Origin of the sequence: Brevibacterium sp. (assembly GCF_022712115.1) — a bacterium.
Classification (GTDB): Bacteria; Actinomycetota; Actinomycetes; order Actinomycetales; family Brevibacteriaceae; genus Brevibacterium; species Brevibacterium salitolerans.
Genome location: NZ_JALAHB010000235.1, coordinates 1 through 19170, shown reverse-complemented (window position 1 = coordinate 19170; position 19170 = coordinate 1). Strand labels below are relative to the sequence as shown.

General features: G+C 67.2%; 17 protein-coding genes. 13 read left to right on the top strand and 4 right to left on the bottom strand.

The annotated features are described in order from the left end of the window. Positions 1-705, top strand: a 705-nt coding sequence (locus tag Q0A33_RS14080) for an amidohydrolase family protein (protein WP_291798100.1), incomplete at its 5' end; no start/stop codon positions are given. 144 nt (positions 706-849) lie between these two features. Then, entirely contained in the window at positions 850-2112 is a 1263-nt protein-coding gene (locus tag Q0A33_RS14075; RefSeq protein WP_291798098.1) for a Zn-dependent hydrolase, read from the top strand. Positions 2113-2382: 270 nt separating this feature from the next. On the opposite strand, the gene Q0A33_RS14070 is transcribed toward Q0A33_RS14075, so the two are convergent. Together Q0A33_RS14070 and Q0A33_RS14065 are read right to left on the bottom strand one after the other, a co-directional pair. After that, positions 2383-2670 carry a transposase gene (locus Q0A33_RS14070; protein ID WP_291798096.1) on the bottom strand — a complete coding sequence of 96 codons (288 nt, stop codon included), beginning with the start codon at positions 2668-2670 and terminating at the stop codon, positions 2383-2385. 24 nt (positions 2671-2694) lie between these two features. Beyond that, positions 2695-3666, bottom strand: a complete 972-nt coding sequence (locus Q0A33_RS14065; RefSeq protein WP_291798094.1) for an AsnC family transcriptional regulator — start codon at positions 3664-3666, stop codon at positions 2695-2697. Positions 3667-3752: 86 nt separating this feature from the next. Between Q0A33_RS14065 and Q0A33_RS14060 the strand changes: the two genes are divergently transcribed. The 11 genes from Q0A33_RS14060 to Q0A33_RS14010 all read left to right on the top strand — a co-directional run bounded on the left by Q0A33_RS14060 (position 3753) and on the right by Q0A33_RS14010 (position 16363). Next, complete coding sequence (locus Q0A33_RS14060) at positions 3753-5297, top strand: ABC transporter substrate-binding protein (protein WP_291798092.1); 1545 nt, start codon at positions 3753-3755, stop codon at positions 5295-5297. Between the two features lie 3 nt (positions 5298-5300). Further along, positions 5301-6239 (top strand): ABC transporter permease, encoded by a 939-nt coding sequence (locus Q0A33_RS14055; protein ID WP_291798090.1) that lies wholly within the window; start codon positions 5301-5303, stop codon positions 6237-6239. Positions 6240-6248: 9 nt separating this feature from the next. After that, positions 6249-7121, top strand: coding sequence for an ABC transporter permease (locus Q0A33_RS14050; RefSeq protein WP_291798089.1), 873 nt, complete (start codon positions 6249-6251; stop codon positions 7119-7121). After that, positions 7121-8116, top strand: coding sequence for an ABC transporter ATP-binding protein (locus Q0A33_RS14045; RefSeq protein ID WP_291798087.1), 996 nt, complete (start codon positions 7121-7123; stop codon positions 8114-8116). Before Q0A33_RS14050 ends, Q0A33_RS14045 begins: the two co-directional genes overlap by 1 nt. 52 nt (positions 8117-8168) lie before the next feature. After that, positions 8169-9089: an ABC transporter ATP-binding protein gene (locus Q0A33_RS14040; protein ID WP_291798085.1), complete on the top strand. Its 921-nt coding sequence runs from the start codon at positions 8169-8171 to the stop codon at positions 9087-9089. Further along, positions 9082-10041 (top strand): MBL fold metallo-hydrolase, encoded by a 960-nt coding sequence (locus Q0A33_RS14035; RefSeq protein WP_291798083.1) that lies wholly within the window; start codon positions 9082-9084, stop codon positions 10039-10041. Before Q0A33_RS14040 ends, Q0A33_RS14035 begins: the two co-directional genes overlap by 8 nt. Continuing rightward, positions 10038-10964 (top strand): fumarylacetoacetate hydrolase family protein, encoded by a 927-nt coding sequence (locus Q0A33_RS14030; RefSeq protein ID WP_291798081.1) that lies wholly within the window; start codon positions 10038-10040, stop codon positions 10962-10964. Before Q0A33_RS14035 ends, Q0A33_RS14030 begins: the two co-directional genes overlap by 4 nt. A gap of 103 nt (positions 10965-11067) precedes the next feature. Beyond that, positions 11068-12690 (top strand): class I adenylate-forming enzyme family protein, encoded by a 1623-nt coding sequence (locus tag Q0A33_RS14025; protein WP_291798080.1) that lies wholly within the window; start codon positions 11068-11070, stop codon positions 12688-12690. A 240-nt stretch (positions 12691-12930) separates the two neighbouring features. After that, positions 12931-14199: a M20 family metallopeptidase gene (locus tag Q0A33_RS14020; RefSeq protein WP_291798078.1), complete on the top strand. Its 1269-nt coding sequence runs from the start codon at positions 12931-12933 to the stop codon at positions 14197-14199. Between the two features lie 130 nt (positions 14200-14329). After that, positions 14330-15496 (top strand): hypothetical protein, encoded by a 1167-nt coding sequence (locus tag Q0A33_RS14015; RefSeq protein WP_291798075.1) that lies wholly within the window; start codon positions 14330-14332, stop codon positions 15494-15496. 234 nt (positions 15497-15730) lie between these two features. After that, complete coding sequence (locus tag Q0A33_RS14010) at positions 15731-16363, top strand: TetR family transcriptional regulator (protein WP_291798073.1); 633 nt, start codon at positions 15731-15733, stop codon at positions 16361-16363. Positions 16364-16450: 87 nt separating this feature from the next. Here Q0A33_RS14010 and Q0A33_RS14005 read toward each other — a convergent pair whose 3' ends face one another. After that, the gene (locus Q0A33_RS14005) at positions 16451-17713 is read right to left on the bottom strand and encodes an FAD-dependent oxidoreductase (RefSeq protein ID WP_291798071.1); all 1263 of its coding nucleotides are present in this window, start codon (positions 17711-17713) and stop codon (positions 16451-16453) included. Continuing rightward, on the bottom strand, positions 17710-19170 hold a 1461-nt coding region (locus Q0A33_RS14000; protein ID WP_291798068.1), incomplete at its 5' end, for a cytochrome P450. The genes Q0A33_RS14005 and Q0A33_RS14000, both read right to left, overlap by 4 nt.

Below are 19170 nucleotides of genomic sequence, written 5' to 3'. Positions count from 1 at the left end.
GTGTGGACGCGGGAGCCGTATACGAGCGATCCGAGCACGTGCGGGGTGAGCTACCTCAGCCAGGAGGGGCTGGACGAGGTGTTCGTGGAGGCGCACGCGCAGGGCTGGCAGCTGACCTCGCATGCGCAGGGGGACGCGGCGATCGAGATGCTGCTGAACACGATCGAGAGGGCGCAGCGGGGGCATCCGCGTGAGGACGCGAGGCACCGCGTGGAGCATGGCGGGCTGGCCGCGCCCGATCTGGTGGCGCGCATGGCGGAGCTGGGCGTGGTGCCGACGGCGAATCCGGCGTTCCACTACGAGTACGGGGACAGCTACATCAGGAACTACGGCGAGCGGGTGGAGCACATGTATCCGCTGGCGGACTATGTGCGAGCGGGGGTGCCGGTGGCGATCGGCTCGGATGCGCCGGTCACGGAGGTCTCCCCGCTGCGGGGAATCCACGCGGCGCTCACCCGCCGGTCTCGGAGCGGTGCCGAGGTGGGTGCGCGCCAGCGCGTGGGACTCATGGATGCGGTGCGGATGTACACGCTCAACGGCGCCAGGGCCTCGCACGAGGACGAGGTGAAGGGCTCCGTCGAAGTGGGCAAGTTCGCGGATCTGGTGGTGCTGGACCGTTCGCTGATGTCTGCGGACGTGGAGGAGATTCCTGAGGTCGGCGTGGCGATGACGATGGTGGGCGGCGAGGTGGTGTGGGAGGGGTGAGGCGAGTCCGGTCGGCACCCCTGTGTCTCGGCGCTCGACCCTGCAGTGCGCTCGCGTGCTCACTGTGCCAGTCTCGGTGCCGAGGCTTGCAGGCCTGAGCCCTCCGGCACGGGAGCCTGCTCAGAAGAACGAGGAGGACCACACATGACTCAGAGGATCGCACTCGCGGATCAGGGCGAGCAGCTCCTGGCAGACCTGGAGGCGCTGTCCGGCCTGGTGGACGACTCACTTCCGGGATGGACGCGCAGCGCACTCACGGAACTCGACGTCGAGGGACGCCACTGGGTCCTTGCCCGCATGAAGGACGCCGGCCTCGATGCACGCATCGACGCGGCAGGAAACGTCATCGGCGTACTCAAGGGCGACGGGAGCGCTCGCGGACGGATCATGACGGGCTCGCACACGGACACTGTGCTCAGCGGCGGGCGGTTCGACGGAAACGTGGGCGTGGCTTCGGCGCTGGAGGTCGTACGGACGCTCCGCGCAAGCGGAATCACGCTCGCACACGACCTCGTCGTCATCGACTTCTTCAACGAGGAGGTCAATCCCTATGGACTCAGCTGTGTGGGGTCACGCGCACTCACAGGTGGGCTCACCGCTGCGCATCTGAGGGCCCAGAATCAGGAAGGCGTCGCTTTCGGTGAGGCGCTGGCCGGTGCGCGCGTGGACCCGAACCGCCTGAATGAGGCCGTCATGGACCTCAGCGATGTGATCGCCTATGTCGAGCTGCACGTGGAGCAGGGGCCCAATCTGGAGGCGCAGGGCACGCAGATCGGGCTGGTCACGGACATCACCGGAGTGGCGCCGTTCCGCAGCATCTTCAAGGGCCGGCAGGACCACGCGGGCACCACCCCCATGAACATTCGCCGCGATGCCGGGTGCGCTGCGGCCGGTACAGTCCTCGCGGTCGAGGCCATTGCGTCTGAGCATGAGACGAGCCGCGGAACCTCCGGCAGCATCACCTTCACCCCGGATGCGGTGAATGTGGTGAATGAGGCCGCCGAGGTATGGGGCGAGTTCCGCAGTCCCGACGCGGAGTGGATCACGCACGCCCGCGAGCGTCTGCTCGAGGCGGCGCATGCGGAAGGCGCAAAGCGCGGAGTGGAAGTAGAGCTGGAGTGGCTGGCGTCTGAGGAACCGGTACCCATGTCGGAGCCGCTCACTGCGATCACCACGCAGGTGGTCTCAGACATGGGGCTCTCCCACACGCGTATGTACAGCGGCGCAGGGCACGACGCGGCGTTCATGGCGCTCCAAGTGCCGACGGCGATGATCTTCGTGCCGTCCCACGACGGCCGCAGCCACTGCCCGGACGAGTTCACGGAGAGCGCCGACATCCTTGCTGGCGCCGAAGTGCTGCTGAACACGATCGTGGAGATTTCGGGGCGGAGCGATCGGGACTGCTGATGAGCAGGTGACAGGTTGTAGCCACGCCGCCAGTGCGAAGGTCCTGTTACTGAGAAAGAACACTATCCCTGGAGTGACGGGCCTCAGCAGAAAGCTTCGGCTGTCCGCACAAAGCTTGCCAGCCTGAAGCGCCCTGGGTTCCGTTCCGAGTCTCACGAAGGAGAATCGGAACGGAACCCAGGGAGCTTCACTCGTTGGATCACAGTCCCAAGCGGGCCGTGGCACCAGGCAATAACCGGCTCTTCGTACTTGTGGTGGGGACTAGGGGTTTCAGCAATCAAGACCCTCTGCCGCTAAAGGCATCCTCGGCCGGTAGTTCTCCCGGTTGCGGCACCCCCTGACCAGTCGCCGGCGGAGCTCGATGATCCCGTTGATGACCTCCGCCCCGCCTTTCAAGGACCGGCCGGAAGTGAAGTACGCCAGGAACGCTGCTTTCCACCGCTGCAGAGTCCGCCTCAACCGCGCGGCTTCCGGGATCAGACATAGCGGAAGGCGCTCCACGAGCCGCTCTGCATTCTTCTTCGCAGCCTTCAGGTTCTCGCACACAATCAGCGCCATCCTCCCAAGCAGAACAACATCTACTCACGCCCCGAGCGCTAGATGCAGCCGCAGGGCAACTTGGTCGAGGAAGCTCTGCACCGTGGCCGTGTACGAATCGTCGAGTTCGCGGATCTCATCGAAGTACAGCGTCGCCACCCCCACAAGAGAATCCCCGTATTTGAGCGGGAAGGAGACCACCGTGCGATAGCCCACGCGCTTGATGAGCGTCCTTGCCCAATCGAACATCTTCGACTCCTGCGCATCACGCACATACACCACCCGCTGCGTCTGCGCGACCGAATTGATGGTGCCCGGAGAACGATCGGGCTCGCTCAGCTTCAGGATCTGCGGAGCATAGTACGGCGGGAAGTTGTGCCACAGACGGTGGGCGAGTTTCACACTCCCAGGCTCCCCGAACGCACCCGCCATTGAGCGGTCTGCACCGAATACGCTCACCAGCTCGTGAGACAGCCATGCCAACAGCTCCTGCACGTCCATCTCTGCCGTGTTTCGCAACAGCGCGGCATTGAGCGCCTTCGGATCGATGAGCGGCATAGCGCGGCTGGAAGCGCCGGAGGACACCTCGGACATCAGCCTCAGCGCCAAGACCATCTCCACATCGTCAAGCGGCTCGAGGATGTCGTGCTGAAACTTGAATGCTTCCGCATCGTCGTCGAAACCCGCCAGAAGCGCGATCTCCGCTCCGCCCGTCACCGCGTAGCCGTACTGGACGGCCGCCTCGGCAGTGAGTCGGTTGAGGATCCGGAACCTGTCCGCCACTTTGCAGCTGAGGACGTAGAGCATGCGTGCGGCCGTCCGCGGGCGGTCTCGCACCGACACCTCGATGCGCATGTCGAACTCGGAGAAGAGCCTCTCCATCCGGACGCGAATCGTCTTCTCAGAGACCCCCAGCTCCCGGGCGAAAGAGGAGTTCGAACCACGCGGGTTCTCTTCGAGCAGCCCGATCAGCCGGGCGTCGAGCTCATCGAGATGTGTGGATTTGGGTCTTGACATACCCCTAGGTTAGCGGCTTAATGGGTGCAGGCTTCGGACTTAACTAGAAGTTAGGCCCGAATTACGTCTCACAAGGGAGTGTGACAATGACTCGACTCAGCAGATCTGTCCTCGCCGCCACGGCGGCAGCCGCCTCGCTGGCCCTGTTCGCAGGCTGCAGCGGTTCCGGCGGTGACAGCGGCGCGGACTCCGGCTCCACCGGCGCACCCGTGACTGTGGGCTACTCCACTGACGGCGGACAGAACTACGACCCCGCCAAGGCAGGCAACCAGTACGTTTCCGTCTATCTCCTGCCCGCCTACGACAGCCTCCTCAACGTCGACGATTCCGGCGAAGTGGGCCCAGGCCTAGCGGAATCTTTCGAGCTCTCAGACGACGGAAAGACGCTCACTCTGCAGCTGCGCCAGGGCGTGAAGTTCCACGACGGCGCCACACTCACAGCCGATGCCGTGAAGAAGAACTTCGAACGGAGCATGGGCGACGAAGGTTCGGTTCTCAAAGCCGACTTCGCCTCCGTTGAGTCGATCGACGCGTCTGACGAATCCACCGTGGTCGTTCAGCTCAAGAATCGGGACGCGGCCTTCCTCTCCGCACTCGCCGATCGTGCCGGCATGATGATCAGCCCGGACGCACTGAGCAACGCCGACCTCGATCTCCAGCCAGTGGGTGCAGGCCCGTACAAGGTCACCGAGCATCTCCCCGGGTCCTCGATCTCCTATGAGAAATTCGATGAGTACTGGAATCCGGATCACGCCGGCACCCCCAAGCTCACGCTCAAGATGATCGTGGACCCCGAGGCCCGTCTCCGGGCGATCTCCACCGGAGAGATCGACATCGCGGCCCTGGGCCAGGATCAGGGAGCGGCAGCGGAACAGGCCGGCCTCAGCGTCACCGCGATGGAACCCAAAACCATGCCCCTGATGATCTACCTCAATATGAAGGAGGGCAGCCCGCTCCACGATCCCCAGGTGCGCAAGGCGATCTCGCTGGCCATCGACCGTCAGGGCATCTCCGAGACCATCCTGGAAGGCAACTGCGAACCTACCGGGCAGCTCTTCGCATCAGACTACTGGGCGGCGAGCTCCGAGGTGAAGGCTCCTGAGCGCGATGTGGAGGAAGCGAAGAAGCTGCTCGCCGACGCCGGCTACGCAGACGGCTTCACGATGTCCCTCTCCGCGATCTCTGCTGCGCCCTATCGAGTCATTGCCGAGGCTGAAGCTGCGCAGCTCGCAGAGATCGGCATCGATGTGGACCTCCAGATCAGCGAGCCCACCAAGGTCGTCAGCGACTTCAACGGCCAGAAGACCACGGATGCCTACACCTCTCTCTGGCCGGGCGCCACTGATCCGGCCAAGACGTTCGCCAGCCTGTACCAGCCCACCGGACTGTTCAATCCCGGCGCCTACGAGGACGAGGAGCTGCTCTCCCTGCTGGACGAGGGCCGCACCGCTGCCACGCACGAGGACCGCGCAGCCGCATACGCGCAGGCCAATGAACGCGCTGCGGACCAGGCCGTGCAGATTCCCGTCTGCAGCTCGAAAGCCCTGCGTGCGGAGAAGAGCCCGGTCGAAGGCATTCGCCTCACGGCTGCAGGCACCGTGGACTACTCCGAGATCTCGATCGAGGAGTGACCTATGGCGCGCGAAATCCTCACGCGACTGCTGTCCTCGCTCCTCGTGCTCTGGCTGGTCTCCATCCTCGTCTTCATGCTCACGGCGCTCATCCCGGGTGACCCGGCACTGACGATCCTGGGCGAGAACGCCACTCCTGAGCAGATTGCCGAGATCAATGCTCAGCTGGGACTCGACCAGCCCCTCGTGGTGAGGTACTTCCAGTGGCTCGCAGCGGTGATGAGCGGAGATCTCGGGCAGTCGCTGTTCTCCAGCCAGACCGTCGCGGGCGCGATCGCCTCCCGCATCACGCCCACGGTGGAGCTCATCCTGTTCGCCCTCGTTCTTTCGCTCCTCATCGGCACCGCCGTAGGAGTGATCAGTTCGATCAAGCCCCGCAGCTTCCTCGATCGTGCCATCCAGACCCTGAGCTCCGTGGGAATCGCGGTGCCCAACTTCTGGCTGGGCGCCATGCTCATCGCGATCTTCTCGATCTCCTTGGCGTGGCTGCCGAGCGGTGACTACACCGCATTCGGCGATGACCCGCAGCGGTGGGCAAGGAGCCTTACCCTGCCCGTCATCGCACTGGCGGCCGGTGGCATCGCAGAGATCGCGCGACAGTCCCGCGCCAGCCTCATCGACGTGCAGGAGATGGAGTTCGTCCGCACTCTCAAGGCGAAGGGCCTCGACCCGGTGACGATCAAGCTGCGCCACGTGCTGCGGTCAGCGATGATCCCCGTGGTCACCGTCGCCGGACTGCAGGTGAACCGGCTGTTCGGTCTCTCCGTGCTCATCGAGGCGGTGTTCCGGATCCCCGGCATCGGCTCCCTCCTCGTCAGCTCGGTCTTCAGCCGCGACATCGTCATGGTGCAGGGCACGGTGCTCCTCATCACCTGCGTCGTGATCGCGGTGAATCTGGTCGTCGACCTGTCCTACCGCTGGCTCAACCCGAAGACGGTGTGACCTATGTTCATGAGAACCCTTCGTGCCCCCAAGGAGCACGAATCCCCTTTTGCCCGATTCACACGACGCTTCCTCTCCGACCGCCTGGGGACGACTTTCCTGGTGTTCCTGCTGGTCCTCATCGCGGTTGGGCTTCTGGCCCCGCTCCTCTCTCCCTACGACCCGGACGCACAGGACCTGGGCAGTGCCTTCGCCCCGAGCTCGGCAGCGCATCTGCTGGGCACGGACGAGGTGGGCCGCGACTACCTGAGCCGCATGCTCCATGCCATTCGCCCGACTCTTCTCGCCGGGGTGCTCGCCACCGCGCTCAGTCTCCTGATCGGCCTGCCCACCGGGCTCGCGGCCGGCTACTTCCGCGGCGCGATCGATGCGACTCTGAGTCGTGTCACCGACGCGATCATGGCAATCCCCTCGCTGCTCTTCGCGCTCGCTCTGGTGGCGATTCTGGGACCTGGAATCCGCACTGTCATCCTCGCGATCGGTGTCGCCAACGCCCCGCGCTTCTTCCGGGTGGCCAGAAGCATCGCGCTCGTCATCCGGCAGGAGACCTACATCGAGGCCTCACGCTCTCTGGGCATCTCACACTCGCGGATCCTCCGCACGCACGTGCTGCCCAATATGGCCTCGCCGCTGATCGTGCAGATCAGCATGACCATAGGCTTCTCCATCCTGTTCGAGGCGGGGCTCAGCTTCCTGGGCCTGGGAGTGCAGGCGCCCGAAGCCTCCTGGGGCTCCATGCTGCGCAACGCCACGGCCTATGCCTCGGAGAACATCGGCCTGGTCCTCTGGCCCGGACTCGCGATCCTCGTCGTCGTACTGGCTTTCAACACCGTGGGAGATTCCGTCCGCGACTCCCTCGGCCGCGAACAAAGGAAGTTCTGATGCCGCAGACACCACCCCTGCTGGAGATCGAGGACCTCGTCGTCGAGGTGCCGAGTGCCGCCGGCCCCCTCACCATCGTCGACACTGTCTCACTCACGCTGCACCGCGGTCGCACACTCGGACTTGTGGGCGAATCCGGCTCCGGAAAGTCGATCACCGCCAATGCCGTCCTGGGCCTGATCGGCTCCGCGCGGATCGCCTCCGGGGACATCCGCCTCGAGGGGCAGAGCCTCCGCGCGATGTCTGAGAGACAGATGCGCGATGTCCGCGGCAACCGGATCGCCATGGTCTTCCAGGAACCGATGACCGCGCTGGATCCCAACTACACCGTGGGCGAGCAGATCGCGGAGACGGTACGTCGCCATACCGGGATGAACAGGCGCGATGCTTGGGCCCGGGCGGTGGAAGTGCTCGACCAGGTGCACATCCCCTCCCCGCAGCTGCGGGCTCGCGACCACCCGCACAAGTTCTCCGGAGGCATGCGCCAGCGTGTCGTCATCGCTATGGCCATCGCCTGCTCACCGGACGTTCTCCTTGCGGATGAGCCCACCACCGCGCTCGACGTCACGACCCAGGCCCAAGTGCTCGCACTGCTGCAGGAGATCAGCGAGAGCCAAGGCGTCACGACGCTCTTCATCTCCCATGACCTGGGGGTCATCGCACAGATCTGCGATGAGGTGGCGGTGATGTATGCGGGGCAGGTGGTGGAGCACGCCGAGGCCGTGGAGCTGTTCGCGAACCCGCGCCACCCCTACACCCGTGCGCTGATGGACTGCATCCCCAACGGCCCCGGCGACCGACTGGTCGACATCCCCGGCACGGTCCCGGAGTTCCGCGCTCTGCCCCACGGGTGCCGCTTCGCCGCGCGCTGCAGCTTCGCCACGGAGGAGTGCGACGCCGCACCTGTTCCGCTGACCATCGAGAGTCCCGGACACGGGGCACGGTGCATCTTCCCGGAGAGGATCGACAATGCTCACAGTCACCAACCTGCATAAGGCCTTTCGCGTCTCCCCGCTCTCCCGCCAGCGTGTGCATGCCGTCCGCGGAATGTCCTTCACGGTAGAACCGGGCAGCACAGTGGCGGTGGTCGGCGAATCCGGCTCCGGGAAGTCCACGAGCGCCAGACTGGTGCTCCGCCTTGTCGACCCCGATTCCGGCTCCGTCGTCTTCAACGGCCGAGAGCTCACAGAGCTCACACGCACGCAGATCAACCATGCCCGCCAATCCATGCCCATGGTGTTCCAGGACCCCTACTCCTCGATCGATCCGTCCTGGACCATCCGCGAGGTCATTCTCGAGCCCCTGCATGCTCGCACCTCCGGCGGCAGCACCCTGCGCGCAGATCCCGTCGAACTGCTTCAGAAGGTGGGGCTGCCGGAATCGTTCCTCCACCGGTATCCCTACGAGCTCTCCGGCGGCCAGCGGCAGCGTGTGGCGATCGCCCGCGCTCTCGCCTGCAGTCCGGAGCTGCTCATCTGCGACGAGGCCGTAGCCGCCCTCGACGTTTCCACACGGGCGAGCATCATCAACCTCCTCAAGGATCTGCAGGCGGAACACGGGTTCGGCATCCTGTTCATCACCCACGACCTGTCCTTGGTGGAGGCGATCAGCGACAGGGTGGTGATCGTCTATCTGGGTGAAGTGGTCGAGACCGGGCCCACGCAGCAGGTGTTCGGCGCTCCCAGGCATCCCTACACGCGGCTCCTCATGGATTCCATCCCCCGCCCGGACCCGCAGAACCGGATGGACCTCAAGGCGCTCGCGCGCACCGGAGAGGTGCCGAGTGCCTCGAACCCGCCTCCCGGCTGCGCCTTCGCCTCGCGCTGCCCGCGACGGACGGACATCTGCACGACCGTCTCCCCAGAACTGAGCGGTGCCGACGACGGCGGTGAAGCGCGCATGTTCGCCTGCCACCACCCGCTCACCCTGACCCCAGTACCCTCGAAGAAAGGTGAAGACCATGACTGAGACCTACGAGCGCGGACTCACGCGCGTGGCCGACGGCTGCTATGCGTGGATGCTCCCCGACGGCGGATGGGGCTGGAGCAACTCCGGGCTCATCGTCGACGGAGAGCAGTCCCTCATCGTCGACACGCTGTTCGACCTCAAGCTCACCGCGGAGATGCTCGACGCCTACGCAGAGCTGTTGGGAACTCGTGACGTCACCTACCTGTTCAACACCCATGCCAACGGAGACCACTACTACGGCAACCAGCTGCTGCCCACGACCACAGAGATCATCGCCTCCTCCGTGGCCGCCGCGGAGATGACGCAGGAGGACGTCGACCGCATCGTCGGCTACAAGGACCTCGAGGGGCCTGTCGGCGACTACATCCGCAAGGTCTTCGGACCCTTCGACTTCTCCGGCATCGTGGCCACTCCGCCCACCCGCACCTTCGATCAGTCCCTCACCCTCACAGTGGGCGCGACGGACGTGGACCTCGTGTTCGTGGGACCCGCGCACACTCCGGGAGATGCGATCGCCCATGTGAAGGACAAGGGCGTCGTCTATGCCGGGGACGCGCTGTTCATCGGCGGCACGCCCATCATCTGGGCCGGCCCCGTGGAGAACTGGATCCGTGCCTGCGACTACCTCATCGGACTCGACGCCGAACACTATGTGCCCGGCCACGGCCCCGTCACTGACGCCGAGGGGGTCGCCGGAGTCAAGCGCTACCTCGAGTTCATCAAGCACGAGGCCGAGGACCGCTACCACCGCGGCATGACCGCGGCGGAGGCGATCGACGACATCGAACTGGGCGAGTTCGCGCAGCTGGGCGACAGCGAGAGGCTGGGACAGAACGTCATCAACATCTACACCCACCTCGACCCCGACCACGTGGCCCCATCCCAGCCGGCCCCCTTCGAGGCCATGGCCCGTCTCGAAGGTCTGCCCGTCACCACCGGAGGAGAGAAATGAGATTCGTCAGCGCACAGACCAGAGACGACCCTGCAGAGAAGCCGTTCCTCGGACTGCTCGAAGATGACCAGGTCCATCCCATTCCACAGTTCCGCGAAGTCGCTGCAGCCCTCGCAGCGGAAGCAGACCTCGGCCAGCTCGCAGCCGAGGCCAGGAGCGGCACTTCTCTGCCGCTCAGCGCACTCCGGCTCCTGGCTCCGATACAGCCGCCGGCCATGCGGGACTGCATGTGCTTCCACGAGCACATCCGCAACTGCAGGCCCGGCACATTCGATCCCAAGCACCAGGAGTTCCCCGCCTTCTACATCAGCAACCACAATGCCGTGATCGGACCCGAGGATCCGGTGCAGATCCCTCCGGGATGTCAGACCTTCGACTATGAGCTCGAAGTCTGCGCAGTCCTGGGCAGAGAGCTGCGCAATCCCACTCCGGAGGAGGCACGGGCGGCGATCGCCGGCTACACCCTCTACATCGACTGGAGCGCACGCGATCTGCAGATGGAGGAGATGACGCTGGGTCTGGGGCCTGCGAAGGGCAAGGACAGCGCCACCACACTGGGCCCGCACTTCGTCACTGCAGACGAGCTCGAGCCCCGGAGGGCAGGCAAGGGCTTCGACCTGCACATGCGCGCCTCGGTCAACGGACGGCCTGTGACCGACGGCAACTGGAAGACGATCAACTGGGACTTCGGTGATGTGATCGCCTATGCCGGTCGCGGGACCACACTGAGTGCGGGCGAGGTGCTGGGTTCCGGAACCGTGGGCGGCGGGTGCCTGCTCGAACACGAACGCACAGGCAGCGGGGCGTTCTCTGGCTGGCTGCAGCCGGGAGACACAGTGGACCTGGACGTCGAACTGCTCGGCACGCTGTCACAGACCGTGGTCGAGGGCCTGCCCCGCCATCCGCTCTCCAGCGGTCACTGACCTCTTCCGCCCATACCCCATGGCGCCCACGGGTGTGGGAGTCGACGGCCTCCGTCGCTCCCGCAGCCGTGGGCGGCTCACTCCCCGAGACGAGAGATCGATCATGGACCTCCTCACTTTCGAGCAGCTGTGGCAGCGGTCCGTCGCCGCCCACGGCGACCGGACCTTCCTGCTCTTCCGAGACCGTCAGCGCACCGATACGGAATGGACCTATGCGGAATTCGACCGGCTGGTGACGGCCGCCGCCGCGTGGCTGGAGGAACTGGGCGCGAGCAGGGAACGCCCTGTGCATCTCTGTGTGGGCAACTGCCCCGCCTTCGTCCTGCTCTGGCTTGCGGCCTCTCGCATAGGCACGTGGATCGTGCCCGTCGATCCGACATCCGGTGCCCGCGAACTGCAGCATCAGGCGGAGAGGACCTCACCAGCCGTCACCTTCATCGCAGCCGAGCACGCAGACGCAGCCGCCGCGCTCAGCAATCCCGTCGTCGCGCTCGAACAGACCGCTGATGATCTCCGCCACGGCGGACCCCTGGTCCCCGAGCACGGTGGAGAGCCAGGGGCGAGACAGGCTCCTGCCCCCTTGGAGCGTCTCGCAGTGATGTTCACGTCAGGCACTACGTCCCAGCCCAAAGGCGTCGTCCTCACCCAGGCGAACTACGGATACACCGGCCGCACGATGGCGGAGTTCTCAGGCCTCCGCCCGCACCACAGATGGCTGGTCACGCTTCCGCTGTTCCACGCAAATGCGCAGTTCTACTGCTTCGCCAGTGCGATCGCAACGGGCGCGTCAGTAGCGCTGACCTCCTCGTTCAGCGCCAGCGGCTGGGTGGACGACGCGTCCGCACTCCGTGCCACGCACGCCAGCCTCTTCGCCGCACCCATTCGCATGATCCTGTCCAAGCAGGCGGATCGCCCCGCGACTGCGGAGGGCCTGCAGCTCTCCCTCACACATGTATGGTTCGCCCAGAACCTCTCGCATGCCCACTATGAAGCTTTTGCGCGCCTCTGCGGCGTCCTCCCCCGGCAGCTCTACGGCATGACGGAGACCACAGCAGTCGTTGCGTGCCAGCCGCCGGGCAGGGAGGGGCCTGACTCCATCGGCCCGGTCATCCCCGGCCGGCGCATCCGGATCCATCGGCTCGCCGAGACGGACGCGGCTGGCGCTGAAGCCCGCCCTGAGTCTGCAGAAGCCCTGGCAGCTGCCACTCGCAGCGATGAGGATCGTCCTGGTCTTCTGCAGGTATACGGACGCCGCGGGGTTGAGCTGTTCCGCGAATACCTCGACGCACCGGAGGTCACACGGCGCGCATTCGCGAGCAGTGCAGGAGAGGAAGCCCACGACGATGACCTTCCGGAAGTTCTCTTCACCACGGGAGATCTGGTGACGAGCGATGCTTCAGGGGTGCTGCGCTTCGCAGGCCGATCCGACGACATCATCAAGGTCGCCGGGGAGAACATCAGCCTCGCTGAGGTGGAAGCGGTGCTGGCGGAGGCACCGGGGGTGCTCGAGGTGGCAGTCGTCTCTGAAGCTGATCCCATCCGTGATGCGGTGCCGGTCGCCCATGTGGTGGCGCAGGATCCTGCGCATCCGCCGCTGGAGGCGGAACTCATGCAGTACGCAGCACAGCATCTGCCCAAGGCCGCTCGGCCGCACCGCTGGAAGTGGCTGGAGGCGCTCCCCCGAACGAGTGTGGGCAAGATCCGCCGGCACGCGCTGCGGCAGTGAGGGTGAGGCAGCCTGCCCTGCTGCGTGCAGGGCAGGCTGCCTTTCGACCTGGACCACCGACGCTTACGCCCCCACCCGCACCCGCCGAAAACCGGCTCGTCTCACCATCCGTCGGGCGTAACATCCGCGTAATGAGACGATGGCAGTATGACCCGCAGCACAGATGGCCGTGCGCGCATACGTGCGCATACACGCGTGCCCCCGTGCCTCATGAATCTGCAGGCCCTCAGGAGTCACCTCATGTCCAGCACCCCAGCCGAATCACCCGCATCAGCAGCCGCACCCGCCGCATCAGCAGCCACGGCCGCCCCGGACTTCCCCGCAGAGGCCCGCGCCCTCGCCGATGACCTCATTGCCCTGCGCCGCGAGCTCCATCGGAACCCGGAGCTGGGCAACGACCTCCCGGAGACCCAGGCGCGCGTCCTCGCCGCGCTGGAGAGCCTCCCCCTGGAGATCACCACCGGCACCTCGCTCACCTCCGTCACCGCGGTGCTGCGCGGCGCCAAGCCCGGCCCCACCGTCCTCCTCCGCGGTGACATGGACGGCCTGCCGGTCGACGAACAGACCGGCCTGGACTTCGCCTCCGCCAACGGCAACATGCACGCCTGCGGGCACGACCTCCACACCGCAGGCCTCGTGGGCGCAGCCCGCCTGCTCTCCGCGCACAGTGACGAGCTGTCCGGCAACGTCGTCTTCATGTTCCAGCCCGGCGAGGAGGGCCCCGGCGGCGCCGCTCCCATGATCGAGGAGGGCGTGCTCGATGCCGCCGGCACCCGTGCGGACGCCGCGTTCGGTGTGCACGTGCTGCCCGGTGAGCCCGGCACCTTCACCACCCGCCGCGGCCCCCTCATGGCCGGCTCCAACATCCTCCGCGTCACCTTCCACGGCGCCGGCGGCCACGGCTCCCAGCCGCACAACGCACTGGATCCGGTCCCGCCGCTCGTGGAGTACTGCCAGGCCCTCCAGGTCATGGTGACCCGCCGCTTCAGCGTCTTCGACCCGGTCGTCCTCGCCGTCACCAACCTCTCCGCAGGCGAGGCCGTCAACGTCATCCCGGCCTCGGCGTCCATGGGCGGTTCCGTCCGCACCCTCTCGCAGGAGACCACCACCGCCTTCCCGCAGCACGCCAAGGAGCTCGCGGACTCCATCGCCGCAGCGCACGGCTGCACGGCGGAGTTCTCCTGGGAGGTCCTCTACCCACCCACCCTCAACGACCCGGAGCAGGCCGGCTTCACGCTGGACACGCTCGCGCAGGTGTTCGGCGCGGAGCGCGTCAACGACGCCGAGGACCCCTTCATGGGCTCCGAGGACTTCTCCTTCGTTCTCCAGGAGGTGCCAGGAGCGTTCTACTTCCTCCACGCGTCCCCGCCGGAGATCGATCCGGACACCGCCGCCATGAACCACTCCCCGCTCGTCCAGTTCGACGACGCCGTGCTCGCGGACCAGGCCGCCTCTCTGGCCGCCCTGGCATTCGCGCACAACACCCGCGCGTCGGCACCTCAGGGCTGACGCACCGCCCTCACACTGATTCACAGGACCGCGGGCGGTCCCCTCCTCACCCGCAGCGCACTCCGGCGCATCCTGGAACCGCCGGCCTCACAGGAGGCCGGCGGATGGAGACAGCAGAAAGGCTCTCCTCATGGAACCCATCTACGCAGCCGCCATCATCCTGGCGTTCATCGCCCTGGGCGAGCTCGTCTCGATCTGGTCCAAGGCACGCGTGCCCGGCCTCCTCGTGGCGATGCTGGGCGCGTTCATCGCCTCCCAGCTGGGCATCATCCCCACCACCACGGTGGACGACTCGATGCTCGTGCAGATCTACGCGATCCTCGTCGCGCCCCTGCTCTTCCACATGGGCTCGCTCATCCCGCTGCGGACCATGGCCCAGCAGTGGCGCTCCGTCGTCATCGCCTGCGCCGGCATGCTCGTCGCCGTGCTCATCATGTCCGTGACGATCGCACCGCTGTTCGGCTTCGAGACCTTCGTCGCGGGTGCAGGACCGCTGGCCGGCGGCATCGTCGCGACCGGCCTCACCACGGAGGGCCTGACGGCGGCCGGCGTCGCCTCCTCCATCATCGTGCTCCCCGCGCTGGTCCTCATGATGCAGTCGCTGCCCGCCATGCCGATGACCAACTTCCTGCTCCGCAGGTACGCCATCGGCCTCCGCGACAGCGGCGACCTCGAGCACCTCGCCGCCGCCGCGCAGAAGACGGAGGAGAGCGCCAAGAAGAAGCCCATCACGCTGCCGGACTTCCTCGCCAACAACGAGCTCTTCGTCCTCTTCATGATCCTGGTGGGCGGTTCCGTCGCCACCCTCATCTCCGTGCCCACGCACATCCCCTCCTCCATCATCGCGCTCATCCTGGGCATCGCCTCGACCGCGCTCGGGCTCACCCCCGAACGCGCCATGGAGAAGGCGAGCTCGTTCGGCATCGCGATGGCCGGCGTGGTCGCCGTCGTCATGGCCCCGCTGCTCGCCGCCTCCCTCGACGACGTCCTCAAGGCCCTCGTCCCCATGGTCTCGATCCTCCTCATCGGCGGAGCGGGCATCATGATCGGTGGCTTCATCGCCACCAAGCTGCTGCGCTGGAAGTCCACGCTGGGCATGTCCGTGGCGCTGACCGCCATGTACGGCTTCCCGGCCGACTACCTCCTCACCAACGAGGTCGCCCGCTCCGTGGGCCGCAACCCGGAGGAGCGCAAGCAGCTCACGGACGCCATGCTCCCGGCGATGCTGGTGGGCGGGTTCACCTCCGTGAGCGCCGGTTCCGTGGTGATCGCCTCCGTGCTCGTGAGCTTCCTCTGACCCCGGGAGGCATGACACCGGGAAGGTGAGCACAGACACCGCGCCCGAGGCCGCACCCACCCGGGTACGGCCTCGGGCGCTTCCGTGCGGCTGGGACGGTTCCTCAGCACCGCAGGACCCGGAGAGTTGCTCAGCCGCCCACGCATATGCGGGCGGCTGGGCAGCTCCGCGGGCTGACCGAGCGGGGACCCGCCTCGCACCGGCAAGGTCGATCCATCCCCCTAGGATGGAGGCGTGTCAGCAGAACCGACTTCCGCCGCAGCTGATCCTTCCCGGCCGGCCGCTTACGCCACGACGGATCACACCAGGACCGGTGACGATCACCAGCGGTTCCTCGACAGCCTGGCGGAGGTGATCCGCACCGAGGGCTCCCAGAGCGCCACCGTCGCCGCCGTCGTCCGGCAGGCGCGCGCCTCGCGGCGGACCTTCTACGCCGTCTTCGACAACCTCGAGGACTGCTTCCTCCAGCTCGTCCGGCGGGAGAACACCCGCGTCCTCACGGCTGTCCGAGCGGCCATCGACCCGCACGCCGCCTGGACGGAGCAGATCGACCAGGCGCTCACCGCCTGGGGCACGGCGGCGAGCGCGGCACTGGAGATCCGTCTGCCGCCCAGCAGCGGCCAGGCGGGCGCACGGCTGCAGAAGCTCGTCCTCGAGGAGTACGTGCAGCTGCTGATCTCGATCTCCGAGAACAAGGGCATGGTCGCGGGCGGCGTGCGGCCCGTCCACCGGCACGAGGCGATCATCCTCATGGGCGGGATCAGGGAGCTCTACCGGTACGCCGTGGAGCAGGGCGTGCCCATGGAGGAGGTCGTCGCCTCCGCCCGCAGCTTCATGACGGCCGCGCTCCGGCCGGCGGATACGTGACTGCCGTGCCCGAGGCGGCCCGCGCCCGGCGGCCCGGGCTCAGGACTCGTGTGTTCCGCACCCGTGCACTCATGACTGCCTGCGCACTCAGGCTGCCTGCACGGACTCCCTGACCCACCGGCTCAGGTCGAAGCCCGCCTCACGCGCCTCCTCGAGGCTCGGGACGATGCCGGAGCCCAGTGCCCGGCGCGCGGCCATGTGCTCACCCGCCCGGTTGACGGTCTCCACACAGCGCAGCCGACCCTCCGCGAAGTGCGCGGCGACGAACTCCCCCGGGCCGTCCACGGAGAGCAGCACCGTCTCCTCGCAGCCGGTGCGCACCCCCGCGATCTGCAGCTTGTGCGCGCCCTGGTCGGACCAGAACCACGGCAGCGCCGCATAGGAGGCCCGCGCCGCCGAACCCGCCGCCTCCGGGCCCGCCAGCAGCGACTCCGCAAGGAAGCGCGCCTGATCGTTGGCGTTCTGCACCGATTCCAGCCGCACCCGGCAGCCAAACTCATCGAGGAACACCGCGACGTCGCCGATGGCGGAGATCGCAGGATCGCTGGTGCGCAGCGCCCCGTCGACCACGATGCCGCGATCCACCTCCAGCCCCGCGTCTTCCGCCAGGTGCGTGCGCGGCACCGCGCCGATCCCGCTCAGCACGAGGTCAGCGGGCAGATGCTCACCCGCACTCGTCACCACCCCGGTGACGCGGCCGCCGCTCCCTTCGATCCGCGCGATCCCCGTCCCGGCGCGCACCTCGATCCCCGCCTCCGCATGCGCACGGGCGAAGTGGGCCGAGGCCTCGGGCGAGAGCACGCGCTCCATCACCCTGTCCGCGAGTTCGAGGACGCGTACGTTGACGCCCTGTTTCCGTGCGGAGGCTGCGACCTCGAGGCCGATGAACCCGGCACCCACGATCACCGCGTCCCGCGCCGTGGCGAGTGCTGCGGCGAGCGCATCCGCGTCGTCCTTGGTGCGCAGGTCCAGCACGGTGCTCAGCTCCGCGCCGGGAACCTCCAGCCGCCGGTTGGCAGCCCCCGTCGCAAGCACCAGGTGTCCGTACGGCAGCCGGGCACCACCCGCGAGCGTCACGACGCCGGCCTCCCGGTCGATGCCCACCGCCTCCTCGTGGACGACCTCGATGCCCTGCTTCGCGTACCAGTCCTCGGTCCTCAGCGTGAGCCTGCGCTCCGGGAGCTCTCCGGTGAGATAGGCCTTGGACAGCGGCGGCCGCTGGTAGGGCAGGTGCGCCTCCGCACAGACCAGCGTGAGCCTTCCCCCGTAGCCCTGCCTGCGCAGGGAGGCGACCGCCTGCTGACCGGCCTGCCCGCCGCCGACCACCACGATGGAGTCGGGCGCACTCATCGCGCCCCCGCGCCCGAGGTGGCGGCAGCGGCAGGAGAGCCGGCCTCGGGCGCGGACCGCTCTGCCGTCCGCTTCCCCGCCGGTGCGTTCCTGCGCGGGATGAGCACCCGCATGGACTCGTAGCCGCGCACGAAGTTGTCGAAGGTGCGCACCGGCTCCTCCACGACGTGGATCTCCGGGAAGCGCACGAGGATCTCCTCCCAGATGATGCGCAGCTGGAGCTCTGCCAGGCGGTTGCCCAGGCAGCGGTGGATGCCGAACCCGAACGAGATGTGCCGTCGCGGGTTCTTCCTGTCGATGATGAACTCGTCCGGGTCCTCGATGACAGCCGTGTCGCGGTTGCCGGACACGTACCAGAGCGCGACGCGGTCGCCCCTGCGGATGGTCTTCCCGCCCAGCTCCGTGTCCTTCGTCGCCACGCGCATCATGTGCGTGAGCGGGGTCTGCCAGCGGATCGTCTCCGAGACCATCGAGGGGATCTTCGCCTCCCCGCTGCGCAGCTTTGCGAACTGCTCCGGCCAGCGGCTGAGCGCGTAGAGGGAACCGGTGATGGTGTTGCGGGTGGTGTCGTTGCCGCCCACCAGCAGCACGACCAGGTCGCCGAACAGCTGCGCCTTCGTGAACTCCCCGGTGTGCGGGCTGTGCGCCAGGAGCGAGGCGAAGTCCAGGGCGGGCTCCTCACCGCGGCGGCTCTCCAGGACTCCCATGAGGGTCGCGAAGAACTCACCCATCGCGGCCACGCGCTCCTCGGGCGTCTCGATGGCCTGCCCCGGCCCGCCGATCGCGGTGACGGCATCGGACCAGTCGGTGAGCCGGCGGCGGTGCTCCTGCGGGAAGTTCAGCAGGGTGGCCAGCGTCATCGCGGTGAGCTCTTTCGACACCAGGTCCACCCAGTCGAACTCCTCGCCGATGGGCAGGCCGTCGAGGATCTTCTGCGCGCGCCTGCGGATGAGGGGCTCGAGGTCGGCCAGCCGGGTGGGCGCCACGCCCGGAGCGACGATCTGGCGGTGCAGGTCATGCTCCGGCGGGTCCATCGAGAGGAGGGACTGGATCTGGAACGGCTGCGCGTTCTGCTGAGGCTGTGCGCTCTGCTGGGACTGAGCCGCTGCGCGCTCGGAGGGATCCTCATAGGCCTCGGCGAGGCTCGCACCGCTACCGTCGTCCACGGGCCGCATCACGATCCCGGCGTCCGCGGAGAACGTCTCTGGGTCCGTGTCCGCCGCCATGATGTGCTCCCACGTGGTCAGCGACCAGTAGGCGCCCATCCGGGTGTGCTCCGCCGGGGTGTAGTGGACGGGGTCCTCCCTGCGGAGGCGCTCGAACTTCGCGAAGACGCTCTCGTCCCTGAACGCGCTGGGAGAGCCGGGGTCCATCCGCTCGAGCGGGCGGGTGCGGATGTCCTCGAGCCGCTCCGCCGAGGCCGCCACCCGGCTGCCGCGGGCGACCTCGAGGGTGGC